General features: G+C 69.0%; 19 protein-coding genes and 1 pseudogene. 8 read left to right on the top strand and 12 right to left on the bottom strand.

Going from position 1 to position 23,999, the window contains the following annotated elements; translation table 11 throughout:
* Positions 1 to 29: 29 nt before the first annotated feature.
* The 3 genes from E3T23_RS07425 to E3T23_RS07415 are packed head-to-tail and all read right to left on the bottom strand — an operon-like array spanning position 30 to position 3,792.
* Positions 30 to 2,039 (bottom strand): PTS fructose transporter subunit IIABC, encoded by a 2,010-nt coding sequence (locus tag E3T23_RS07425; protein WP_134369730.1) that lies wholly within the window; start codon positions 2,037 to 2,039, stop codon positions 30 to 32.
* On the bottom strand, positions 2,036 to 3,007 hold the full coding sequence (locus E3T23_RS07420) for a 1-phosphofructokinase family hexose kinase (RefSeq protein WP_134369729.1): 972 nt from the start codon (positions 3,005 to 3,007) through the stop codon (positions 2,036 to 2,038). The genes E3T23_RS07425 and E3T23_RS07420 overlap by 4 nt, the downstream gene beginning before the upstream one ends.
* Entirely contained in the window at positions 3,004 to 3,792 is a 789-nt protein-coding gene (locus tag E3T23_RS07415; protein ID WP_134369728.1) for a DeoR/GlpR family DNA-binding transcription regulator, read from the bottom strand. Before E3T23_RS07415 ends, E3T23_RS07420 begins: the two co-directional genes overlap by 4 nt.
* Positions 3,793 to 3,950: 158 nt before the next feature.
* Here E3T23_RS07415 and E3T23_RS07410 point away from each other — a divergent pair, with 158 nt between their 5' ends.
* Complete coding sequence (locus E3T23_RS07410) at positions 3,951 to 5,180, top strand: exonuclease SbcCD subunit D (protein WP_134369727.1); 1,230 nt, start codon at positions 3,951 to 3,953, stop codon at positions 5,178 to 5,180.
* A complete protein-coding gene (locus E3T23_RS07405) occupies positions 5,177 to 8,257 on the top strand; it encodes an AAA family ATPase (RefSeq protein WP_134369726.1) in 3,081 nt (1,026 codons plus the stop codon). The genes E3T23_RS07410 and E3T23_RS07405 overlap by 4 nt, the downstream gene beginning before the upstream one ends.
* A 33-nt stretch (positions 8,258 to 8,290) precedes the next feature.
* Here the strand turns inward: E3T23_RS07405 and E3T23_RS07400 are convergent, their stop codons facing one another.
* A complete protein-coding gene (locus E3T23_RS07400; RefSeq protein ID WP_134369725.1) occupies positions 8,291 to 9,061 on the bottom strand; it encodes an HNH endonuclease family protein in 771 nt (256 codons plus the stop codon).
* Between the two features lie 50 nt (positions 9,062 to 9,111).
* Between E3T23_RS07400 and E3T23_RS07395 the strand changes: the two genes are divergently transcribed.
* Complete coding sequence (locus tag E3T23_RS07395; protein WP_134369724.1) at positions 9,112 to 9,471, top strand: DUF2834 domain-containing protein; 360 nt, start codon at positions 9,112 to 9,114, stop codon at positions 9,469 to 9,471.
* A 14-nt stretch (positions 9,472 to 9,485) separates the two neighbouring features.
* Here the strand turns inward: E3T23_RS07395 and E3T23_RS07390 are convergent, their stop codons facing one another.
* A complete protein-coding gene (locus E3T23_RS07390) occupies positions 9,486 to 10,055 on the bottom strand; it encodes a cupin domain-containing protein (protein WP_134369723.1) in 570 nt (189 codons plus the stop codon).
* A gap of 232 nt (positions 10,056 to 10,287) precedes the next feature.
* On the opposite strand from E3T23_RS07390, the gene E3T23_RS07385 reads away from it, so the two are divergent.
* Both E3T23_RS07385 and E3T23_RS15810 read left to right on the top strand, forming a co-directional pair.
* Positions 10,288 to 11,367 (top strand): TerC family protein, encoded by a 1,080-nt coding sequence (locus E3T23_RS07385; protein ID WP_134369722.1) that lies wholly within the window; start codon positions 10,288 to 10,290, stop codon positions 11,365 to 11,367.
* Positions 11,367 to 11,573: pseudogene (locus E3T23_RS15810) on the top strand (helix-turn-helix transcriptional regulator); the annotation flags it as partial. The gene E3T23_RS07385 and the pseudogene E3T23_RS15810, both read left to right, overlap by 1 nt.
* 165 nt (positions 11,574 to 11,738) lie before the next feature.
* On the opposite strand, the gene E3T23_RS15195 reads toward E3T23_RS15810, so the two are convergent.
* Positions 11,739 to 12,431: a Pr6Pr family membrane protein gene (locus E3T23_RS15195; protein ID WP_166806234.1), complete on the bottom strand. Its 693-nt coding sequence runs from the start codon at positions 12,429 to 12,431 to the stop codon at positions 11,739 to 11,741.
* A gap of 153 nt (positions 12,432 to 12,584) precedes the next feature.
* Here E3T23_RS15195 and E3T23_RS07375 point away from each other — a divergent pair, with 153 nt between their 5' ends.
* The gene (locus E3T23_RS07375; RefSeq protein WP_134369720.1) at positions 12,585 to 13,607 is read left to right on the top strand and encodes a TerC/Alx family metal homeostasis membrane protein; all 1,023 of its coding nucleotides are present in this window, start codon (positions 12,585 to 12,587) and stop codon (positions 13,605 to 13,607) included.
* Positions 13,608 to 13,619: 12 nt separating this feature from the next.
* Here the strand turns inward: E3T23_RS07375 and E3T23_RS07370 are convergent, their stop codons facing one another.
* Genes E3T23_RS07370 through E3T23_RS07360 form a run of 3 tightly spaced genes read right to left on the bottom strand, consistent with a single transcriptional unit; the run spans position 13,620 to position 15,912 of the window.
* Positions 13,620 to 14,426, bottom strand: coding sequence for an amino acid ABC transporter ATP-binding protein (locus tag E3T23_RS07370; protein WP_134369719.1), 807 nt, complete (start codon positions 14,424 to 14,426; stop codon positions 13,620 to 13,622).
* Positions 14,413 to 15,081, bottom strand: coding sequence for an amino acid ABC transporter permease (locus E3T23_RS07365; protein ID WP_134369718.1), 669 nt, complete (start codon positions 15,079 to 15,081; stop codon positions 14,413 to 14,415). Before E3T23_RS07365 ends, E3T23_RS07370 begins: the two co-directional genes overlap by 14 nt.
* 12 nt (positions 15,082 to 15,093) lie before the next feature.
* Entirely contained in the window at positions 15,094 to 15,912 is an 819-nt protein-coding gene (locus E3T23_RS07360; RefSeq protein ID WP_134369717.1) for an amino acid ABC transporter substrate-binding protein, read from the bottom strand.
* Between the two features lie 247 nt (positions 15,913 to 16,159).
* Here E3T23_RS07360 and E3T23_RS07355 point away from each other — a divergent pair, with 247 nt between their 5' ends.
* Positions 16,160 to 17,173, top strand: coding sequence for an ADP-ribosylglycohydrolase family protein (locus E3T23_RS07355; protein ID WP_198416193.1), 1,014 nt, complete (start codon positions 16,160 to 16,162; stop codon positions 17,171 to 17,173).
* A gap of 16 nt (positions 17,174 to 17,189) precedes the next feature.
* Here E3T23_RS07355 and E3T23_RS07350 read toward each other — a convergent pair whose 3' ends face one another.
* Together E3T23_RS07350 and E3T23_RS07345 are read right to left on the bottom strand one after the other, a co-directional pair.
* Positions 17,190 to 19,370, bottom strand: coding sequence for a RecQ family ATP-dependent DNA helicase (locus E3T23_RS07350; protein WP_134369716.1), 2,181 nt, complete (start codon positions 19,368 to 19,370; stop codon positions 17,190 to 17,192).
* 130 nt (positions 19,371 to 19,500) lie between these two features.
* A complete protein-coding gene (locus E3T23_RS07345; RefSeq protein ID WP_134369715.1) occupies positions 19,501 to 19,980 on the bottom strand; it encodes a PPOX class F420-dependent oxidoreductase in 480 nt (159 codons plus the stop codon).
* Positions 19,981 to 20,052: 72 nt separating this feature from the next.
* Here E3T23_RS07345 and E3T23_RS07340 point away from each other — a divergent pair, with 72 nt between their 5' ends.
* Positions 20,053 to 20,775 carry a hypothetical protein gene (locus E3T23_RS07340; protein WP_134369714.1) on the top strand — a complete coding sequence of 241 codons (723 nt, stop codon included), beginning with the start codon at positions 20,053 to 20,055 and terminating at the stop codon, positions 20,773 to 20,775.
* 5 nt (positions 20,776 to 20,780) lie between these two features.
* Here the strand turns inward: E3T23_RS07340 and E3T23_RS07335 are convergent, their stop codons facing one another.
* Positions 20,781 to 23,987 (bottom strand): beta-phosphoglucomutase family hydrolase, encoded by a 3,207-nt coding sequence (locus E3T23_RS07335; protein WP_134369713.1) that lies wholly within the window; start codon positions 23,985 to 23,987, stop codon positions 20,781 to 20,783.
* Positions 23,988 to 23,999 lie beyond the last annotated feature (12 nt).

Here is a 23,999-nt window from a genome sequence, read left to right as displayed (position 1 = left end):
TCGAATTGATCGGGGCGGCCGACGTGCTGTCAAGCGTTGATCAGGGCGGGCACTGCTGCGTCCGCGACGACCAACGGTGTCTTTCGAGCGTAACGCTTCAGCGCGATCACCAGGAGGGCCGCGACGACGGTACCGATCGCGATCGCCAGAGCGAAGAGGGCAAAGCTGTCGATGGCGAAGAAGACGAACATTCCGCCGTGCGGGGCCTTGGACGTGACACTCCATGCCATCGAGAGGGCGCCCGTCACACCGGCGCCGACCATGCAGGCCGGGATCACGCGGAACACGTCCGCGGCAGCGAACGGGATGGCGCCTTCGGAGATGAACGACGCACCCAGCAGCCAGGCTGCCTTGCCGTTCTCCCGCTCGGCGATGGTGAACAGGCGGCGGTCGAGCACCGTGGCCAGGGCCATGGCGAGCGGCGGAACCATCCCGGCGGCCATGACGGCGGCCATGATCTCCCACGGCGCCTGGTTGGCAACGGTTGCGGTGCCGAGGCCGGCGACGGCGAATGCGTAGGCAACCTTGTTGACCGGTCCGCCGAGGTCGAAGCCCATCATGAGACCCAGGATCAGGCCGAGCAGGATGGCGGAGGCACCGGTCATGCCGGACAGCCACTCGTTCAGCGCGGTGGTCAGCAGCGCGATGGGGCCGCCGAGGACCAGGAACATCAGGCCCGAAGCGACGATTGACGCGACCAGCGGGATGATGACGACGGGCATCAGGCTGCGAAGCCAGCGCGGAACGTCGAGCTTCGCGAAGCTGGCGGCGGCGAGACCGGCCAGCAGGCCGCCGGCGATGCCGCCGAGGAAGCCGGCACCCATGAACCCGGCGACGGCGCCCGCGACGAAACCGGGGGCGATTCCGGGGCGGTCGGCGATCGCGTAGGCGATGTAACCGGCCAGAGCGGGAACCAGGAAGCCCATCGACAGGGCGCCGATCTTGAAGAAGACGGCTCCCAGGTAGGTGAGCAGGCCACCCTCCGGCAGGTTGAACAGGCTGTTATCCAGGGTGACCGTGTCGGCCACCTCGGTGATCTCGTAGCCTCCGAGGAGGAACCCGAGGGCGATCAGCAGACCTCCACCGGCGACGAACGGAATCATGTAGCTGACACCGGTGAGCAGGGCGCGCTTGACCTTCTGCCCGAAGTGCTCGCTGGTCTCTTCGGCTTCGGCCGCACCGACGGTGCCGCCGACGCGGCGGGCGTTGGGGTTCTGGGCAGCGGCCAGCGCATCGTGGATGAGCTTGGCCGGTTCGTCGATGCCGCGCTTGACGGGCACCTGGATGACGGGCTTGCCGGCGAAGCGTTCGCGACCGCGTACGTCGACGTCGACGGCGAAGATGACCGCGTCGGCGGCGGCGATGACGGCCGGGTCGAGCATGGTGAGGCCGGCAGACCCCTGGGTCTCGACCTGCAGTTCGACGCCGGCGGCCTTCGCCGCGGCGACGAGGGATTCGGCAGCCATGTAGGTGTGCGCGATCCCGGTAGGGCAGGCGGTCACGGCGACGATGCGCTTGGTTCCGGCGGATGCCGCGGCAGGCGTGCTGCCGACGTTCGCGTCGCTGACGCCGCCCACGGCCACGGGGACGGGGGAGACGACGTTGGTGACGAGTTCGACGATTTCGGCCTGGGTCTTCGCGGCGCGCAGCGCGGCGGTGAACGGCGCCTTCATCAGCGCGCGGGCCAGCTTGGCCAGGATCTTGAGGTGGTCCTGGTCCGCGCCCTCGGGAGCGGCGATCAGGAAGACAAGGTCAGCGGGACCGTCGGCGGCGCCGAAGTCGACCGGGGAGGTCAGCCGGGCCAACGCCAGCGTCGGTTCGGTGACCGCTGCCGAACGGCAATGCGGGATGGCCAGGCCGCCGGGGATTCCGGTGGCCGTCTTCGCCTCGCGGGCGAGAGCATCCGTGTAGAGACTCTCGATCTCGGTGGCGCGACCGGCGCCGACGACGAGCTCGGCAAGATGCCGGATTACGCTCGAGGGTGCGACTCCGAGATTTTTATCCAGAGCGACAAGCTCCGGGGTGATCAGTGCACTCACTGGACATCCTCCTTTGGATGGGTGTGGAGCAACGTCAGGGTGACGTCGTCCGGTCGGGTTTGGCTCAGTGCCGGAACGGTTGATCCGGGCAGAGAAGCGGCTGCGGCCCCATGGGCTGCGGCCTGACGCAGCGAATCGGGGGCGGAATCGCCGGCGATGCTGCTGAGCAGGTAGCCGGCCAGGGACGAGTCGCCGGCTCCGACGGTGCTGCGGGCGACGATGGGCGGCGTCTGGGCGAGCCAGGCACCGTCGGCGGTCACCAGAACGGCACCCTTGGAACCGAGGGTGGCCAGCACGGCGCGGACGCCCGTGGCGACGAGGCGCTCGGCGGCGCGGGCCACGAGCACCGGATCGCCCTCGAGGCTGTCCGGGTCGGGGATGCCGGTCAGCTCGGCCAGCTCTTCCGCGTTGGGCTTGATCAGGTCCGGCCCGGCCGCGACGGCGGCGGCGAGGGGGGCGCCGGAGGAATCGACGGCCACCAGGGGGGCGTTCCGGCCGAACCGGCTGCGCAGTTCCCGGGTGATGGCGGCGTAGAAGTCGACGGGCACGCCCGGGGGGAGAGATCCGGCCAGCACGAGCCAGGCGGCTCCCTCCGCCTTCTCCATCACGAGCTCGATCAGGTCGTGCTGCTGGGCGGCGCTCAGCACCGGTCCGGGAACGTTGATCTTGGTGGTGGTGCCGTCGATTTCGGTCAGCGCGATGTTGCTGCGGATCGTGGCACCGATCGGCATTCCGCGGTGGGGGACCCCCGCGGCCCGCAGGGCCACCAGGACGGGGTCCCGGTCGTCGCCGGGGAGGATTGCGAGGCTCGGGACGCCTGAGGCTTCGAGGGCGCGCACGATATTCACGCCCTTGCCGCCCGGCTCTTCGCGGGACGAGCCGGCGCGCTGCACTTCGCCGCGGGCCAGCGGGCCACTCAGCTCGATGGTGCGATCCAGGCTCGGATTCGGGGTCAGCGTGATGATCACGCGATCACAACCTCAACGTCGGCCGCGGCCAGGGCCGTGGCAAGTTCATCTGATGGGAGGGCGTCCGTGATCAGCACGTCAACGTCGCCCAGCGCTGCGAAGCGGATCAGGGTTTCCTTATCGAGCTTGGTCGAGTCGGCGAGCGCGACAACGCGACGGGCCGAACGGACGATGGCTGTCTTCACGGCGGATTCAACGGCATCCGGAGTGCTGAAACCGAATTCGGCGTGCACGCCGTTGGCGCCGACGAAGGCGATGTCCGGTCGAAGCGAATCGATCTGGCCGATGGTGCTGGGACCCACGACGGCGCGGGTGAGGCCGCGCACCCGGCCGCCCAGGATGTAGACCTGGACCGCCTCGTTGCCGGCGAGCTTCGTGGCGATCGGGACCGCGTTGGTGATGACGAGGAGTTCGGCATCGGGGGCTGCCGGGGCCCAGTCGACCAGGAGGTCGGCGAGCAACTCGGTCGTGGTGCCGGCATCGAGAAGGATGGAACCGGTCTGGCTTTTGGGAATCATGGTGAGGGCGGCGGCCGCGATGCGCTTCTTCTCGTCGTGGTTCTGGGTCTGGCGCTCCTCGAGGCTGAGCTCAGACGTGCTCTGCCGGTCGAAGGCGACGGCACCGCCGTGTACCCGGCGTAGCCGGCGGGCGCCTTCCAGACTGTCGAGATCGCGGCGCACCGTTTCAGGGGTGACATCGAAGCGGGAGGCGAGATCGCTGACGGTGACCCGGCTCGAACTGCTGACCAGATCGACGATCAAAGACTGGCGTTCCTCGGCGAACACGGCGATCTCCTCCGGGCTGAGTGGTCACAACCACCGATTTGGTGAATACAAAAAGGCTACCTGTGTTTGTTTTTGTTTGTCAAGAAAAACAAAAGCAAACAAAGAAATCGGTGGCCGGTGCGATCCGGAGGTCGGAGGTGGGCGATACCGTGAGCAGCATGAAGATCCTGCACACTTCTGACTGGCACATCGGGCGAACCTTTCACACGCATTCGACCCTGGAGCATCTACGGCAGGTTCTTGATGCGCTGGTGGAGGTGGTGCGCCGGCATCAAATCGACGTGGTGGCGGTGGCCGGCGACATCTTCGATTCGGCCATGCCGTCGGCGGAGAGCTACACGCTGCTCACGGCGGTGCTGCGGGAGATCCGCCAGGCGGGGGCCACGGTGGTGATGACCAGCGGCAACCACGACTCGGCCACCCGCCTCGGCTTCCAATCGGAGTGGGCCGCGCTCGCTGGCGTCCACGTCCTGACCCGGCCGGAGCGATTCCTCGAACCGGTCACCGTGCTCGACGAGAACGGGCCCGTGCACTTCTACGGCATCCCCTACCTCGAGCCGGCGCTGGTCCGGCACCTCAGTGCTTTCCAAGGGCCCAGTGCTTTCCAAGGGCCCAGTGCTTTTCAAGGGCCCAGTGCTTTCCAAGGACCTTCAGACGAACCGCTGAAAACCCACGAGCAGGTGCTCACCCTCGTGATGCAGCGCATCCGCGACGATCTCGCCGCGCGCGGCGGACGGTCCGTGGTGCTCAGCCACTGCTTCGCGGCGGGCGTGCCCGCATCCGCGGCGACCGATGCCGTGCGGGACATCACCGCGGGTGGCCTCGATCTGGTTCCCGTTTCCGTCTTCTCCGACCCGGACTACGTCGCCCTCGGCCACATTCACGGCCGGGCCCGGCTCTCCGAGCGCGTGCGCTACTCGGGCGCCCCCCTGCACTACTCCTTCTCGGAGGCCGGCAAGCCGCGGGGCTGCTGGCTGGTCGAGCTCCAGGCCGGTGGCGCGGCCTTGATCGAATGGATCGACCTTCCGGTTCCGCGCCGGCTCAGCGTGCTCACCGGCGAGATCGAGCAGCTCCTGACCGATGACGCCTTCGCGGAGTTCGAACCCGACTGGGTGTCGGCGATCCTGACCGATCAGGTGCGGCCCCTCGACGGCATCCGTCGCCTGCAGAGACGCTTCCCGCACTGTGTCACCCTCGAGCATCGCCCCGACATCATCGTCGACCCGGGTGCCGCCAGCTACGGTGAACGCATCAACCGTCAGACCGACCGCGAAATTGTCGCCGGGTTCCTCGAGTTTGTGCGCAACGGGGTCGGCCAGACCGATTTCGAACGCGACCTGGTGGCGGAACTCCTCACCGAGGGCGACCTGAGGGAGATCAGCCGATGAAGATCAAACGCCTGCGGATCGCCGGTTTCGGCCCCTACAAGAACGAACAGGTGATCGACTTCGAGCGTTTCGACGCCGACGGAATCTTCCTGATCACCGGCAAGACCGGGGCCGGCAAGTCCAGCATCCTCGATGCCGTCTGCTTCGCCCTCTACGGCAGTGTGCCGCGCTATGAGGGAACGGAGTCCCCGCTGCGCAGCGACCACTGCGAACCGGACGATCCCACCTTCGTGGAGCTGGAATTCGCGCTCGACGAGAACGACTACCGCATTTACCGCACACCCAGATACGAGAAGAACAAGAAGCGCGGCCTCGGTACGACCATGTCCCCGCCCGACGCGCGTCTCGACATCCGTGATCTGCCAGACGGGCGTGATCTGCAATGTGGGCGTGATTTGCCAGGCGGGCGTGATCTGGCAGACGTTCACGGGGCCCGATCAGCACCAGGCGCCGAAGGCTGGCGCAGCGTGGCCACCCGCCCGGTCGACGTCGGCCACGAACTCAGCCGCATCCTGCCACTCAAGCAGGACCAATTCCTGCAGGTCATCCTGCTGGCGCAAAACCGGTTCCAGCGGTTTCTGCTGGCCAAGACCGACGACCGGCGCGGGGTGCTGCGCACGCTCTTCGGCAGCGCCCGGTTCGAGCAGCTCGAGCTCGGGCTGATTCAGCGGCGCAAGGTGCTCGACGATGAACTCGATTCCGTGCGCCAGCGTCTGGCGGGCCTGGCGGCCACCGCGTCCCGGCAGTTGCAGCGCGAAAACCTGCCCGGAAACGAGGCAGCCGACGGGCACGGCACTCGCGACCGGGCCTGGTTCGCCGCCGCCCTGGCGGAGTTGGAAGAGCTCTTCGCGGAGGCCGCGGAGGGTGCCGAACGGGCCACGTCCGTGCTGAACCTGGCCACCGTGAAGGTGCAGGCCCAGGACGACCTTCGCGGTCGGCAGGACCGCCGCAACGAAGCCCGCTCGGCCCTGGCCGTCCTCGACGCCCGACAGGAGGCGGTCGCCCTCGACCGGGAGGCCGTGCTGGCCGCGAATCGGGCGTCCCGGGTCTGGCCGGCGCTCCGCACGCGTCGCGAGGCGGAGGACGCGCTCGACCAGGCCCTGGCCGGTGAGCTGCGCGCGCGAGACGCCTGGCGTGAGTATCAGGACGACCCGAATCTGGTGGAAACGGCCGACCGCCTCACCGCCGTCACCGACGACCTCCTCGGCCAGCTCGGGTCGCTGAACGACGTGCGGGACGCCGAACGGCTGCTGCCCGGCATCGCGGTCGGCATCGTGACGCTGCAGGACGAGCTCGCCCGGCACGCGGCGTCCGTCCAGCAGACCCAGGCGCTCCTGCAGGAGCTGCCGGAACGGCTGGAGGAGGTCGAAGCAGACCTCGCTGCGGCGCTGCTGGCGGCAGCCCGGGAGCCCGAGGCGCGCGCCCGGACGGAGCGGCTGCTCGTGGCCCAGGCCGCCGCCGACCAGGTGCGGCTCCTCGACGCCGTTCTCGCGGAGGCGCACCTCTCCGATGCGGTCGCCGCGGGCGAGAATGCCGCGGCGGCGGTGCATTACCAGGCCCTCGTGGATCGGCGGCTGGCCGGTCACGCCGTTGAGCTGGCCTCGAGCCTTGTGCCGGGGGAACCCTGCGAGGTGTGCGGCTCGACCGTGCACCCGGCTCCCGCCACCGGCGATGACGAACCGGTCACCGAAGCGGACATCGCGTCTGCCCGGAAACGGCTGAAACAGGGGCAGGCCCGGCTCGAACAGACGCATGCCGCCACGGGCACCGTGGCCACCGACCTCGCCGAGGCCCGAGCCCGGGCCGGGGAACGCAGCATCGCCGAAATCGCCGGCGAAACGACCGCGTCCGATGCGGCCCTGGCCGAGGCCGTGAGCGCGGGCGTGCGGGCGACCGCCCTCGGCCTCGACAAGAGCAGGGTGCGAGTCGAACTCGACGAGGCCGGCCGCGCCTTGGCAGACCTGTGCTCCGTCCGCGACGAGGCGGCCGCCGGGCTCGCCGAGCGCCGCAGTGCCCGGCAGGCCATCGACGACCGGGTGGCCGCCCAGCGCGGGGACTTCGCGTCGGTGGGCTTCCGGGTCGATCGGCTGCAGGCCGAGCTCGCGTCCGCGCGGGCCCTCGATGAGGCCCTCGACCACAGCCGTGAGCGCCGGAGCCTGCGCAACGCCGCGGACGCATCCGTGCAGGCGCAGTTGGCCCGCGAAGGCTTCGCCGACGAACACGCCGCGACCGCGGCCCACCAGGACGACGCCGACGTGCTGCAGTTGGAAGAGCTGATCCGCGGGCACGACGATTCACGTGCGGCGGCGCGCTCCGTGCTCGCCGAACCGGCGCTCACGGGCTTGCCCGCGGGCCTGATCGACGTCGGTCTGGCCCGGGACACTCTGGTCATCGCCGCGGCGGCGCGCGACGCGGCGCTGGCCGCCCGCGGCTCGCTGGGGGAGCGGGTGGTCGTGATGACCGGCCTGGTCACAGATGCCCGGGTGCATTTCGACGCAGGCGAGGAGCTTCTGGCCACGCAGACCCAGGTGCGGGAGCTGGCCGCTGCCGTCCACGGCGACGAACCCAACACGAAACGGATGCGGCTCGAGACCTACGTTCTCGCCGCGCAGTTGGAGCAGATCATCGCGGCGGCCAACAACCGGCTGCGCACCATGACCGGCGGCCGCTACACGCTGGAGCACGACGACTCGGTGCAGTTCCGGGGTGGCCAGTCCGGGCTGGGGCTGATGATCCGGGACGCGCATACCGGGCGGGCCCGCCCCACACAGTCGCTCTCCGGCGGCGAGACGTTCCTGGCGTCGCTGGCCCTCGCCCTCGGGCTGGCGGAGATCGTGTCGAACCAGGCCGGGGGCATCGCCCTCGACACCCTGTTCGTCGACGAGGGTTTCGGGTCCCTCGACAGCGCGACCCTGGAGACGGCGATGAGCACACTGGACGGACTCCGCGCCGGAGGCCGCACCATCGGCCTGATCAGCCACGTCGACTCCATGAAGGAGCAGATCCCGGCCAAGCTGGTCATCACCGTCACCGACCAGGGCTTCAGCGAGATCGGCGAGGTCCCCGTGTCGGTCTAGGCCGTGCCGTTTCCGGTGCCGGCCGGCGGGAGCCTAATCGATGCCGGCCGCGGTCGCGTAGGCCGGCTGGCCAGGGCAGGTCGCGAGCACGCGCGCCATCGCGTCATGCTCGGCCGGGGCGACCCACAGGCCGTAGCCGGCCTTCACTGAGATCTGTCGGGCCACATATTCGCAGCGGAACGTTTTCTCCGCGGGCAGCCAGGTGGCGGCGTCCCCGTCGCCCTTCTGCGAGTTGGAGGCACCGTCAGACGCCAGCAGGTTCAGCGGGTCGTTGGCCAGGGCGATCCGCGCGTCCCGGTCCAACTGCGCGGCACCGGTCTGCCAGGCGTTCGACAGCGCGACCAGGTGGTCGATCTGTACGAGCATCGAGGTGGTTTCACCGCGCTCGAATGACACTGATTCGCCCGTGTAGGGTGCCAGCAGTTCGCCGCTCAGCACCCGGCAGGATTCGTCGGTCACGATCCCGGTCAGGTCGCGGGCCAGGATGTCGTTGCGGGTGTCGCAGCCGTTGTCGTCGACGTCGCGCCAGGCGGAGCCGAACTCCCCGGTGCGGTCATAGCCGGTTTTCGGGGCCTTGCCCTTGACCGGCAGGGTGGCCAGCAGGTCGGCCGCGTCGCCGGTCGCCGTGGCCGCGGAGCCGCCCGGCCCGGGAACGGATGCCTCTCCCGGCGTGAGGCCGGGCAGGCCGCCCACGGCCGCCCAGACCAGAGCCAGAAGCGCCAGGATCACCATCAGTGCGGTGACGGGAGGGCGCCGGGAACGCCGACTGCGGGATGCCGCCGGCCGGCGGGGTGAGTGTGGCATGGTGCTCCCAGAGGTCGGCTTTCGACCCTACCGGGCGGGGATAATGACGCATGACCAAAAACTGGACCGCGCTCGCCCTCGTCTACCTGGCGCTCGGCCTCGCCGGCCTCGTGGGCACCTGGACCTTCAACCTGCTCGCGATCGTGCAGGTGCGCGACTTCGTCGGCGACTGGGTGAACAGCGGTCCGGCGGTGTCCTCTCTGACCGTGGATCTGCTGGTGGTGGCGGTGGCCGGCAGCATCCTGATCATCGTCGAGGGCAGGCGGCTCGGGATGAAGCGGGCGTGGCTCTACGTGGTGCTCTCGGGCCTGACGGCGTTCGCCTTCACCTTCCCGCTGTTCCTCGCAATGCGGGAACGCACCCTGCAGGCTCAGCGGGTGAGAGCCGCGCAGGCGGCGCCCACGAGCTAGGCGGCGCCCACGAGCTAGGCGGTGTCGGCGGACCGCGCCCTCGTCGAGGGCCGCTTCGCCGCGGGTTTTGCTGCTTTCTTGGCCGTCTTGGCCGTCTTGGCCGTCTTGGCCGTCGGGTTTGCTGCCGTCTTCGCCTTTGCAGGCTTCTTGCCGGCCGGTTTCGTCTGCCGCGAACGCTGCTTCGCCTTCGGTTCCGTGAGGACGCCGTCGAAGTGCTCCTCCGAGGCCTGGGCATCCGCCTTGGTCAGGTGCACGACGGCATCCTTGTGCTCCGGCGGCGCGTAGATCGTGGCGAGCCGCAGCACCTTGCCGCCCGTGTTGAGCACATTGTGCCGCGCGCCGGCCGGCACGATCATGGCCGAGTTCTTCCTGATCTTCGTCCGCGTGCCGTCGATCCAGACATCGCCCTTGCCCTTCTCCACCCGGAAGTACTGATCTCGATCCGGGTGCACCTCTTCGCCGATGTCCTCACCCGGCTCCAGCGCCATCACGACCAGCTGCATTCCCTGGGCGGTGTACAACACCTGCCGGAAGTTCGAATTGCGGATAGCCGCGTCTTCGATGTTGTCGACAAAACCTTTCATGGGATCCTCCTCGGTAGACAGACGTTCGTTCTGCAGACGTTAGTCCCGCCGGCGGCCGCACTCAACCGCCGCGCTTGCCTCAAAGGGTGAAGTATGCTTCACTTGTTTCCGGAGGGGAGTAATCCCCAGCGTGTGGTCGTCAATCCGGTTTCGTCATCGAAACCCGGCCACAGGGACCCGATCCGGGTTGGACCAGACCTCCAGTCGCAGTGCTGACTGGAAGGTATATCCCGTGAACGTTCCCCTCTATGCCTGGCTGGCGGTGTTCGGCGTGATCGCGCTCATGCTGGCCGTCGACCTGTTCGCCCACCGCAAGGCCCATGTGATCGGAGTGCGCGAAGCCGCGATCTGGTCGGCGGTCTGGGTGCTCATCGGCATCGGCTTCGGGCTCGTGATCTGGACCACGGCCGGGGCCGAGTACGGGCAGCAGTACTACGCCGGCTACCTGATTGAGAAATCCCTCGCGGTCGACAACGTCTTCGTCTGGGCGATCATCTTCGCCGCCTTCGCGGTGCCGCGCCAATACCAGCACCGGGTGCTGTTCCTCGGCGTGCTCGGCGCGCTCGTGCTGCGCGGTATTTTCATCGCCGCGGGCGCCGTGCTGATCGAGAACTTCTCCTGGATCCTCTACGTCTTCGCCGCGTTCCTGATCTACACCGGCTACCGCATGATCCGCACCCGCAACGAACACGCGCACCCCGAGAAGTCGCCGGTGCTGCGCCTTTTCCGCCGCTTCATCCCGATGACGAACGCGTTCCACGGCCAGCGCTTCCTCGTGCGGAGGAACGGCATCCTGCTCGCCACGCCGCTGCTGGCCGTTCTCGTGCTCGTCGAGGTGACGGATGTCGTCTTCGCCGTGGACTCCATCCCCGCCATCTTCGCCGTCACCAGCGAACCGTTCATCGTCTTCACCGCCAACGCCTTCGCGATCCTCGGCCTGCGGGCGATGTACTTCCTGCTCGCCGACCTCATGCACCGGTTCGTCTACCTGAAGATCGGCCTGGCCCTGGTGCTGGTCTGGGTCGGCGTTAAGATGCTGCTGCTCGACGTCTTCTACATCCCGACGACCGTGTCGCTGGGTGTGATCGCCTTCATCATCACGGTGTCGGTCGTGCTCAGCCTCCGGGCCACGCGCGGCCAGGGACGCCGCGAGATCGAGGCCGATTCGGCCGGCTCCTTCCGCGAGGCCACCCCCGAGGAGATCGCCGAGCTGGAGCCGGTCTGGCGTCGATCGGCCCGCACGCCCGAGCAGAAGCCCGAGCAGAAGCCCGAGCAGCAGGCCGAACTGAAGAAGGAGAACGAGCACCGCTGATGACCGAATCGCAGACCGAACCACTGACCGAGTCGCCCGCCCCGGTGACGGATGCCCCCGGCAAGCCGTGGACGTTCCTCACCCACCACGCGCACCTGCTCCTCGCCATCGCGGAGAACCCCGATGCGCGGGTGGAGGAGCTCGCCGACACCGTGGGGGTGTCGTCCCGGGCGGCGCTGAGCATCATGGCGGACCTGGTCGAGGGCGGGTACATCCGGCGCGAACGGGTGGGGCGGCGCAACCACTACAGCATCGAGCGGAACCGGCCGCTCCGGCATCCGTCGAACGCCTCGCACAGCGTGGACGAGATGATCACCGTGTTCGCCACGCTGGCGCCCGCGGGGCCCCGACCGGACGACCGCGGGCGTGGATCAGGTCGCCGTGCCGGTCTCGAGGGCCCGGGGGCGGACGCGGCTCGCGGCGATCGCGGCCGCGGCGAGCCCGGTGATGAAGGCCGCGATACCGAGCACGTACAGGGCCACGGCGACGTAGCCGCCGGGCTGGCCCGGATCGAGGAACGGGTAGGTGTAGAAGCCGGTCGTCGTTCCGCGCACCAGGGCGTAGACCACCCAGAGCACCGGGTAGATCAGGGCGTAGCCGAGACGTTTCCACGCCACGGCCGGTCGCCCCGGCGAGAGAATCCAGTCCAGGGCGATGAAGATCGGCGCCCACACGTGGAGGACCTCGTTGGGCCAGCCGACACCGATGAAGCCGTCGGAGACGACGTTGCGCAGCAGCGCGTTGTAGACGACCCCGGTGACGACGGCATAGGTGAGCACCGACATTCGCACCGCGGTGAGCAGCTGGGGATCGACGCGACTGCGCACCGCGAGGGAACCCCCCACGAGCAGAACGACCAGGTTCATCAGGCTCGACTGGATCGTGAAATATCCGAAGTACTCGGTGGCCACGAAGGCGTCGTTCCAGACCTGGTCGGTAACCTGAGTGGCGATGCTCGCGAACAGCAGAAGGCCCATCCCGATCCGAAGCAGACCGGAGAGGCGCCGGAGGGCGGAGGGCGATGATGAGTCGGAGGCCACCGTAGAAATCGCTGTTAAAGTCACTGGAAAAGAATAGTGCCGCCGCGCTGGGGAATCAGCAGGGCTGGCCGCCCCCCCTTGTGACCGATGAACTCATGTCACTCAATCACAAAACTGGTTCCTCATCCTGGGGTCAGCCCAAAATTCCTCACCGAGGATATGACAGGAAGGTCACAGTTGCTGGAAGTAACTGCGCTCCGCTGGACGCTCACTATCGCACTCATTCTGGGTCTGCTCGCGCTGGACCTGGGCCTGGCCATGGCTCGGCCGCACGTGGTCAAATTTCGGGAGGCCGCAGTCTCTTCGATTCTGTACATCGCGGTCGCCATCCTGTTCGGCCTCGTTTTCGCAGCCCAGGTGGGCTGGGGCTTCGGCGCGGAATACTTCGCCGGCTACATCGTCGAGAAGAGTCTGTCCATCGACAACCTCTTCGTCTTCGTGATCATCATGTCGACTTTCGCCGTGCCGGAAAAATACCAGCAGAAGGTTCTCATTTTCGGGATCGTGCTGGCACTCATTCTGCGGGCGATCTTCATCGCGCTGGGCGCGGCCCTGCTCTCGCTGTTCTCCTTCATGTTCCTGATCTTCGGTCTGGTGCTGATCTTCACGGCCGTGCAGCTGTACCGGCACCGCAACGTCGACCCCGACGTGCAGGACAACGTGCTGGTCCGGGTGGCCCGTCGGGGCCTGACCGTGACCGACGACTATGTCGGCGGCCGCATGTTCACCCGCCACGCCGGCCGTCGCGCCGTGACACCGCTGTTCATCGTTCTGATCGCGATCGGCAGCACCGATCTGCTGTTCGCACTCGACTCGATCCCGGCGATCTTCGGAATCACCGACGAGGCGTACATCGTCTTCACCGCCAACGCCTTCGCACTTCTCGGGCTCCGGGCGCTCTTCTTCCTCGTCAAGGGGCTCCTCGACCGGCTGGTCTACCTGTCGACCGGCCTGTCCCTGATCCTGGCCTTCATCGGTGTGAAACTCGTCCTGCACTGGGGACACGGCCTGGACGACCGCGTGCCCGAGATCAGCACGAACCTCAGCCTCATCGTCATCGGAGTGGTCCTGACCGTGACCACGGTCGCAAGCCTGATCAAGACGCGCCGCGATCCCACGGCGCGAGCTCACGCCGGCTCTCTCCGGGCAGCGGATCGTCCCGAGCCTGAACCAGCGGATCGGCCCGGCCCGGAAACCTAGAGGCTCGGAAACCTAGAAGGGGAACAGCAGCCGGTGCAGGAACTGGCGGGTGCGTTCCTCCTGCGGATGGTGGAGCACCTGCTTCGGGTCACCGTGCTCGACGATCCGGCCGCCGTCGACGAAGGCCACCTCGGTGGCCACCTCCCGGGCGAATTCGAGTTCGTGGGTCACGATGACCATGCTCCACCCCTCCACTGCCAGTTCCTTGATCAGGCGCAGAACGTCGCCGACGAGTTCCGGGTCGAGCGAGGATGTGGGCTCGTCGAAGAGCAGCAGCTGCGGCCGCAGGGCGAGGGCGCGCACGATGCCCACGCGCTGTTGCTGGCCGCCGGACAGTTCGAACGGGTAGCTGTCCTTCTTGGCGCTGAGGCCCACGCGGTCCAGCAGCGCGAGCGCCTCAGCCTCGACCTCGGCTTTCGGTCGTCGCTGCACGATCAGGGGCCCCTCGAGCACGTTCTCCAGCACGGTCTTGTGCGGGAACAGGTTGTAGTGCTGGAAGACCATGGCCGAACGGTCGCGCAGGGCCGCGAGCTGCTTCTTCGTCGGGGGAGTGCCGAAGTCGAGTGAGACCTCGTCGGCAACGTCGATCGTTCCCCCGTCGGCCAGTTCGAGGCCGTTCAGGCAGCGCAGGATGGTGGTTTTTCCGGAACCGGAGGGGCCGATCAGGGCGAGCACCTGGCCTCGGCCCACCGTCAGGTCGATGGACTGCAGCACCTGGTTCGGGCCGAAGCTCTTGCGCAGGCCGCGCACCCGGAGCAGGGCATCAGGGGCAGCCGCGGCATCCGGCGCTGTGGGATCGGTCGGGTCAGTGGGCGACATAGCGGTCCAATCGCTTCTCGAGAACGCTCTGCACCGAGGACAGGCCCAGGCAGATCACCCAGTAGACCAGGGCGGCCTCGAGGTAGAGCAGCATGAATTCCTGGCTGAACGCGGCCACCTGCTGTGCCTCTCGGAACAGCTCCGTGACCAGGATCAGCGAGGCGAGGGAGGTGTCCTTGACCAGGCTGATGAACGTGTTCGACAGGGGTGGCACGGATACGCGGGCGGCCTGAGGCAGGATGATGCGGGTCAGGGCCCGGCGGTGGGACATGCCGATCATGTACGCCGCCTCCCACTGCCCCTTGGGCACGGAGAGGATGGCGGCCCGGATCACCTCGGCGGCGTATCCGCCGACGTTGAGCGAGAACGCGACCACGGCGCTCGGCCACGGGTCGATCAGGATGCCCAACGACGGCAGGCCGTAGAAGATCACGAACAGCTGCACCAGCAGCGGGGTGCCGCGCACGATCGAGATGTAGACCCGGGCGATGCTGGACACCCACCGGCGCCGGGACAGGCGCATCAGCGCCAGCCCGAGCGCGAGCGTGAGGCCGATCGCGAATGAGGCGAGCGCCAGCGGGATGGTGCCGGCGATCGCCCCGTGCACGATGGGGCCCAGCGAGGTCCAGAAAAGGTCCCAGGCAGATTGGTTCATGGCTGGATCGGGTTACCGGGAAACGTCGGACCCGAAGTACTTCTCCGAGATCGACGTCAGGGTGCCGGCTGCGGCGAGCTTCTCCAGGGCGGCGTCGACGGCATCCGTCAGCTCCGTGCTGCCCTTGACGAACGCGAACGAGCTCTCGGATTTCTCGTCGGTGTTCGCGGCGATTTTGAGGCCGGCGGCACCGGTCTGCTTCTGGTAGTCGAGGAAAGTCAGGTTGTCGTTCACGGTCGCGTCGACGCGGCCCTGTTCGACCAGGGCGACCGACTGGGCCCAGCCCTCGACGGCCTGCACGTTCGCGCCGCTCTCGGTGGCGAGGGTGTTCCAGTTGCTGGTGAGCGACTGGGCCGTGGTCTTGCCGGCCAGGGTCTCGAAGGAGGTGATCGACGTGTTGTCGCTCTTCACCACGATGACGCCGGTCGAGACGGTGTAGGGGGAGGAGAGGTCGTACTTCTCGACGCGTTCCGGGGTGGCCGTGACCTGGTTGGCGATGACGTCGAAGCGACCGGCCTCCAGGCCCGCGAAGATGCCGTCCCACTGGGTTTCTTCGAACTTGGCCGTGACGCCCAGTTCGGCGGCGACGGCCTCTATGACCTCGATGTCGTAGCCGGTCAGCGCGCCGGAGCCACCCTCGTGGAAGGTGAACGGGCGGTACGTGCCCTCGGTTCCCACCGTGAGGACGCCGGCGTCGGTGACGGACGACAGGGAGGTGTCGGCGCCGGTGGTGGCTGTATCGTCGGTGTCGGTGTCGGCGCCGGCGGAGCAGCCGGCCAGCGAGATGGTGAGCGCTGTGAGAAGTGCCGCCGACAGGAACTTGAGCTTCATTGTTTCTGGCCTAACCGAGGTTGCAGTTGCGTATTCATCGCCGGGAAGCGACGTCCGAAGACTAACAAGGAGTACGCACCGGTCAGTATTCCCGTGACGCGGGGCGTCACACACCGGTCCGGCCCCGGTCAATAGCCTTGTCAGGGATTTTGGGCCGCAATAGGCTGAGATCGTCCTGCGCATCTGAGGCTCTCTCATCTGTTCGCAGGTATTTGCACTCGTACCGGCCCCACCCGAAGGAGCCCGCATGAAAATGACTGCCGACCAACACGACCGATCGGCCGGGGTACTGCTGGGCATGGCCTGCGGGGACGCGCTCGGGGCCGGCTACGAGTTCGCCGGGCCGCTGCCGGAATCCACCACAGTCAGCATGCGCGGCGGTGGCGGCGGGTTCCACTGGTCGCCCGGCGAGTGGACCGATTTCACGGCCATGGCCGTTCCGCTCGCGATGGCCGCGACTGAGGGGCGGGACCTCAGAGACGACGCGGTCCTCGACGTCGTCGTGGCCCACTGGGTGGGCTGGGCGAAATCGGCACCGTACGCCGGGGTCCAACTGGGTGCCGTGCTGTCCGGCGCCGAACCGAACGCGGAGTCCGTGCGGCGCGCCGCGAGGGAGCAGCACGACCGCAACGGACGCAGCGCCGGCAACGGATCGCTCCTGCGCACCGCGCCGGTGGCGCTGGCATTCCTCGCCGATCCGGTCGCCCTGGCCCAGGCGGCGCGCAGGGTCAGCGAGCTGACCCACTGCGAAACGGACGCGGGCGACGCCTGCGTGCTATTCGGCCTGGCCCTGCGGCACGCCGTCCTCGAAGGCGAACTCGACATCCGGGTGGGCCTGTCGGCCCTGCCGAGCGAGCGCCGCGCGGACTGGTCGGCCCGGTTCGACGAGGCCGAGCGCAAGCGGCCGGCGGACTTCCCTGGCAATGGCTGGGTCGTGCAGACCCTGCAGTCCGCCTGGTCCGCGATCACGCACACCCGGGGAACGGATGCCGGCCAGGTGCGTCGCGCCGTCGAAGCCGCGGTGCGCGGCGGAGGTGACACCGACGCCGTGGCGGGTGCCGTGGGCGCGCTGACGGCCGCTCGCTGGGGGCTGGAAGCCGTGCCCACACCCTGGCGCCACCTGGTGCAGGGCTGGCCGGGGCTGCGCGGCGTGGATCTGGTGCGCCTGTCCATGCAGGCGGCCCACGGCGGAGAAGCCGGGGGGGTCGTGGCCGACGAGGTCGGCCGGCGGCGCACGGTCAAGTTGCGGGCGCTGCGCTGACGTCGGGCCGCCAGCGTCAGGACTTGAGCGCCAGCGCGAACGGAAGCACGGACTCGACGCCCTGGCGACGCAACAGGCGGCCCGCGACCGTGAGGGTCCAGCGGCTGTCGGCGAGGTCGTCGACGAGTAAGATCGGCCGGCCCCGCACCTCGTCGAGGGCCGCGGCCAGCTCCGGGCCCACCGCGAATCGGTCCCAGACGTTGGCAAGCCGGTAGGCGCTGTTGCCGCCCGCCGTGCCGGTGGGGCCGCCGTTCACAAGGTCGAGCGAGCCGAGCCAGGGCAGTCGGCCCGCGTCGGCGAACGCCCGAGCGACCGATCCCACCAGCAACGGATGCCGCCGCGAGGGCACGCTCACCACCGCGGCCGGCCGTTCGTCCCAGCCCCACTCCGCCAGCACCCGGATGCACGCCTGAATCAGGGCCGGGCTCGCCGGGGCATCCGTGCCCTGCGCGTCTGAGCCCTGCGCGTCTGAAGTCCGGGTGGCGAACAGGTCGCGCAGCGGACCGCCCCAGCCCAGGTCGGTGAGGCGGGCCAGGGCCCGGCCGGGCAGCATCCGTTCACCGGCCGGGATATTGCCGCGCACGTTCACGCCCAGGCTCGCCACCCCGGTGGGCCACTGGGCGCGCGGCTCGAGGGCCACGCCGACCCGGTCGAGCGACGCGGCGGCGGCCGAGGCCATCTCGGGCCGCACATCGCCGGGGAACCAGGCCGTGGTGCAGTTGTCGCAGCGGCCGCAGGCCACCACGGTGTCGTCGTCGAGCGCGCGCTGCAGAAATTCCATCCGGCAGCCGGTGGTGCTCTCGTAATCGAGCATCGCCTGCTGCTCGCTCACCCGGGCGGCAATGATGCGTTCGTAACGTTCCCGGTCGTAGAACCAGGGCGCTCCGGTGGACACCCAGCCGCCGGTGACACGGCGCACGGCACCGTCGACGTCGAGCACCTTGAGCAGCAGCTCGAGCGGGCTGCGCTTGAGATCGACGCGGGCCTCGAGCGCCGGCGTGGACAGCGGCGCACCGCCATGCTCCGTGAGCGCCCCGATCACGGCCTCCGCCTTGTGCTGGCTGGGCATCGAGGAGGTGGCGAAGTACTGCCAGATGTCTTCGTCTTCGACGCCGGGCAGCAGCAGCACGTCGGCGTTCTCGGTGGCACGGCCGGCGCGGCCGACCTGCTGGTAGTAGGCCACGGGGGAGGAGGGGGCACCCAGATGCAGCACGAACCCGAGGTCGGGCTTGTCGAACCCCATGCCCAGGGCGCTGGTGGCGACGAGGGCCTTGACCTCATTGCGCTTGAGCATGCCCTCGGATTCCTCCCGCTCGGCGGTGTCGGTCTGCCCGGTGTAGGCCCGCACCGGGTGGCCGGCCTCCCGCAGCAGCCGGGCGGTGTCTTCCGCCGCGGAGACGGTGAGGGTGTAGATGATGCCGCTGCCGGGCAGCTCGTCGATGTGGCTGAGCAGCCAGGCCAGCCGGGTTCGCGAGTCCGGCAGCCGCAGTACACCCAGGCGCAGGGACGCCCGGGCGAGCGGCCCGCGAATGGTGACCACGTCGGTGCCTGCCTCGTCACTGCTCGGCCCCCCGGTGCTTGACCCGGTCGAGACCAGCTGCGCCGCGACATCCGTCACCACCCGGCTGTTCGCCGTGGCCGTGGTCGCCAGCACCGGTACGCCGGCGGGCATCTGGGCGATCAGGTCGCGCAGGCGACGGTAGTCGGGCCGGAAGTCGTGGCCCCAGTCGGAGATGCAGTGGGCCTCGTCGACGACGAGCAGCCCCACCCGGGCGAGGAGCGCGGGGAGCTGCTCGTCGCGGAACTTCGGGTTGTTGAGCCGTTCCGGCGACACCAGCAGCACGTCGACCTCGTCGTCCTGCAGCTGTTGCTGCACCTCGGCCCACTCGTGCGGGTTGGCGGAATTGATCGACACGGCCCGCACCCCGGCCCGCGCCGCGGCGGCCACCTGGTCCCGCATCAGGGCGAGCAACGGAGACACCAGGATGGTGGGGCCGGCGCCCTGGCGGCGGAGCAGCAGGGTGGCGACGAAATACACGGCCGACTTGCCCCAACCGGTGCGCTGCACGACCAGGGCCCGGCGTCGCTGGTCGACCAGGGTCTCGATCGCCTCGAACTGCCCCTCGTGGAAGTCGGCATCGTCACGCCCGACCAGGTTTCGCAGGATCTCGAGGGCGGCGGCGCGGGTGTCGGTCATCGGACCAGCTTCGCAGGTGCAGGTGAGCGTGCGCCGGACGCCAGGCCTCGCGGCGCAGGTTATGGAAGCGGGCTCACGGTAGAACATGGGCCGGCTTCCACAGTGTGCGCCGTGAGGCCTGCCGGCGCGGCTAGAGCGCGTCGAGCCGGGCGGCCACGTCGGCCGGGAACCCGCCGGTGCCGATCGGACTCCACCGGGTGGGGGTGATCCGGATCAGGGACTTGTCCTGCAGCGCCATCGCCGCCCGGTACTCGGCCCAGTCGGAGTGTTCGCCGGCGATGCAGCGGAAGTACTCGACCAGCCCGTCGCCGGCCTCCGGCATGTGCAACACCTCGGCGTCGCCGTCGACCTGGATCCAGCCGCCGTCCCAGTCGTCCGAGAGCACCAGCACGGAGGCGTGCGCATTGCGCTCGGCGTTGCGGGTCTTCGCCCGGGCCGGGTAGGACGAGATCACGATGCGGCCGTCGGGGTCGACTCCGCCGGCCACGGGGGAGATCTGCGGGCGGCCGTCGGCGCGGGTGGTGGCCAGAAGCATCCGGTGCCTCGGGCGCACGAAGGCGAGCATCCCGGCGAGGTCGACGACGGTGGTGGTTGCAATGTCTCTAGCCATGATCCAAGGCTACGACAGAGCGGATACCCGACACGATCGGTCCCACCGGGTCCGGCTCGCTATGCTCCAACGGTGAAGGTCGTCCAGGAACTCGAAACGCGCATGCACCCCGACTCCGTCGCCGGGTTCCGCCTCGTGCTGGCGGAGGCGCGGGTGACCGACTCGATCCTGCTGCCGGTGCGGCCGATGGAGCGCATGGTGGCGCCCGTGCAGTGGATGCTCCGCCGCGTCGGCGCGCACGGCATCCGTCTGACCCGGGCCGGCTATCTCCCGCCCGCCGTGGTCGTGGACGCCGCTGGCGCTATCGACTGGGGCTGGCCCGTCAGGGCCGGCAGGGAGAGCCACCTCTTGCCGCTGTTGGAGCTGCGCGCACATCTCTGCGCGGTGGGCCTGCTGCGGGTGAGCAAGGGGATGCTACTGCAGACCAGTCGCGGCCGGGCGCTCGTCGATGCGCCGCGCGAGCTCTGGTGGCATCTGGCCAGGACCGTGCACCAGAGCCGCGACCAGGCGGAGACCGACGCCACGAAACTGCTGCTCGTTCTGATCGCGCGGCGGGGATTCGACGAGGGTGAACTGTTCAAACAACTGCTGGCCCTCAGCCTGGAGACCGTCGGCTGGGTGCGGGCGGACGGGGCTCCGCTCACCGACGATGCGGCGTTCGACCTGGTGCTGCCGAAATGGCGGCTGCTGCGCCGAATGGGCGTGTTCGATGTCGGCGCGAGCAGTCACACGCGCTGGATCATCACTCCCGGCGGGGCCGCGTTCGCCCGGGCGGCCCTGCAGTCCGAGGTCTGAACGTCCTACCGACCGAGCGGGAAGTCGCGGGTCTGGCCGGGCGCCAGGACGGCCTCGCTGCCCTCGATCCGCACCCGGATCGGGGTGGCTCCGCCCTCCCGCAGCTGCAGGCGCAGGTTCCCGGGCGTCAGTTCCAGCCGGATCGGCTGTTCCCGGTAGTTGATGCTGAAGGTGACCTCCGAGATTTCCTTCGGCAGCACCGGATGCAGCCAGAGCATGTCTTCCCGGATCTCCAGCCCGGTGTAGCAGCGCACGACCATGTCCACCGAGCCGGCCATGGCCCCGAGGTGGATGCCCTCGTGGGTGGAGCCGCCGAGGGTGTCGCCCAGGTCACTGTCGAGGGCCCGGGTCAGGAAGGCCCATGACTGTTCCCGGTCGCGCCGGGCCTCCAGCCAGGAGTGCACGACGTTGCTGAGCGTCGAACCATGCGTGGACCGCGACGCGTAGAAGTCCACCGTGCGCACGATGGCCTCCGGCGACAGCTCGTAGCCCATGGTCTCGAGCAATTCGCGCAGCTCCTCGGCGGAGAGCAGGTAGAGCAGCATGAGCACATCGGCCTGCTTGGAGAGCCGGTAGTTGTTGGTGCTGTCACCCTCGGCGTTGAGGATCAGGTCGAGGCGGGCGATCGAGGTGTAGCGGGCGCGGTAGGCGTCCCAGTCGAATTCGGTGAGGTTCTCGTAGCCCTCGAACTGGCTGATCACTCCGTCGGCGTGGAAGGGAACCCGCAGCCGCCGGCTGATCCGCGCCCACCCGGCGACCTCGTCCGGCCGCAGTCGCAGCCGGTTCCAGAGCGGCCGGCAATACCGATCCTCCAGCAGGGACACGGTCTCGACCGCGCGGCGCAGCACCCACGCGGTCATCACGTTCGTGTACGCGTTGTTGCGGATGCCCGCGCCCGGCGCTCCCGGGTAGCCGTCGTGGAACTCGTCCGGCCCCATCACCCCGTCGATGTCGTAACGGTCGTCCACCTCGTCGTAGCGGGCCAGGCCGGCGAAGAAGCGGGCAACCTCGAGCAGCATCTCGGCACCCTGGTGAATCATGAATTCGATGTTGCCGGTGGACTGGTAATACTCCCAGACGCTGTAGGCCACGGCGAGGCCCACATGCCGCTGGTTCTTCGAATTGTCGGGCATCCACTGCCGGGTCAGCGGGTTGAAGAGGGCGGTCGGGGTGGCCTCGCGGCCGTCGATGGCGCTCTGCCACGGGAACATCGCGCCCTCACACCCCACGAGGCGCGCGGCCGCCCGCGCCTCGCCCAACCGTCGGTACCGGTAGCCGAGCAGGGCGCGGCTCAGGTCGGGTCGGCGCAGGGTGAGGATCGGGTAGACGAACAACTCATCCCAGAACACATGTCCCCGGTACCCCTCGCCGTGCAGGCCCCGGGCCGGCACGCTCGCGTCGAGGTCCGCGTCGACGGCCGCCACCGTCTGCAGCACGTGGAAGGTGTTCAGGTTGAGCGCGAGCGCCTGGTGGTCTCCCGCGCCCATCCCCACGGCGAATTCGTCCCAGAGGATCTGCCAGGCCTGTTCGTGCGCCGCCAGCACCTCCGCGGGATCCGGCAGGCGTCGCATCCAGGTGGCCACCGCTCGGGCCGGCGAGGCGATGGCCCGGTCACGGGACGTGCTGACGACGACGGTCTTCTCCACCCTGACCGGATGCCCCGGCTCCAGATCGAGGGTGAATTCGTGCGCCACCCAGCCGGCGTCGTCGGTGAGCAGGTGCCGAACCGGATCGACGGGCTGCTCATCCCGGAGCACCCGGGTCCGCGCCGCCAGGGCGATGTGGATGCCGGACTGGGTGGTCTCCATCTCGAGGAGCACGGTCTCGGCGTCGATTTGCGCGGTGGTGTGCGGGAGCAGGTGAGCGTTGCTGAGCAGCCGGTCGGCGGCCACGTTGCGGTTGAAGACCCGGCCCTCGAGGGCAGAGCGCACGGTCAGCGGGCCCGACCAGTCCTCCGCCTCGAACGTGGTGTCGAGCACGGCCACATGCGGAGCGGCCTGCGACACGAACCGCCGGGACGTCACCCGGGTGGTGCGCCCTGCCTCGTCACGACAACGGATGACGCGGGTCAGCACGCCCCGCCGCAGGTCCAGCTCCTGCAGGTAGGTGACCAGTTGCGAATGGCCGGGGTCGAACCAGTCACCGTCGGCCACCCTGAACCCGAGCGGCAGCCAGTTGGGGGCGTTGACGAGGTGCTCATCCTCGACGATGCGCTCGCCGAGGTCGGTCTGCACCCGGTTGTAGACGCCGGCAAGGTAGGTTCCCGGGTAGTGCACACCGTCGTCGCAGGACTCGGCGGCGGCGCCGCGGGTTCCCCAATAGCCGTTGCCGAGCGTGCAGAGGGCCTCTCGCAGGCCCTCCGTCGCGGGGTCGTAGCCGATGTAGCGAAGGAGCCAGGGGTCGCTGCCGGATTCCCCGCCGGCCCAGCCGCGGTTCTTCCCGGTCACGTCCGGGTCCAGCGCGGCCAGGTCCAGGTCGCTGAGGTCGGCGAGCACAATGTCGGCGCCGGCCGCGAGCAACCGGCCGTCGTCGGTGCCGTCCATGCCGATGACCAGCGCGAATCCGCCGCGTGCCCCGGCCTGCACCCCGGCCTCGGCGTCTTCGACGATCGCGGTGCGGGCCGGTGTCACGTGCAGGCGCCGTGCCGCCTCGAGGAACGTCGCCGGGTCGGGTTTGCCGGCCAGGCCCAGCCTTTGGGCGTCGGCGCCGTCGACCGTGACGTCGAACATGCCCACCACGTTCGCCGCCGCCAGAACGGCGGCACTGTTGTGGCTCGAGGTCACCAGGGCCACCGGCAGCCCCTGCTCCCGCAGCCGGTGCAGCAGCGCCATCGTGCCGGGGAACGCCTGCACTCCAACAATGTCGAGTTCGCGGGTGAAGAGTTCCTGCTTGCGGGCGGCGAGCGCGTCGATGGTCGCCCGTCCCCGCTTGGGCTCAATCCCGCGCGACGCCAGGAACGCACGGATGCCGTCCTCCCGCGGCCGCCCGTCGACGTACCGTCGGTAGTCGACCTCAATGTCGAAAGGCGGCACCGGTGACTTCGTCAGCCCCGGCAGCGCCTCGTCGAACAGGGCCTTCCACGACCGGGCGTGCACGGCGGTCGTGTCGGTGACGACGCCGTCGAGGTCGAAGATCACGGCGTCGAACGCGACCCGGGCGGGGTGCGGCGGCTGCGGCGGCTGTTCCGAGGCGGGGCCGGCCTGCTGGTTCATGGGGACGCTCCT

Origin of the sequence: Cryobacterium cheniae (assembly GCF_004403395.1) — a bacterium.
Lineage (GTDB): Bacteria > Actinomycetota > Actinomycetes > Actinomycetales > Microbacteriaceae > Cryobacterium > Cryobacterium cheniae.
This window is presented reverse-complemented; position numbering and strand designations above follow the sequence as displayed.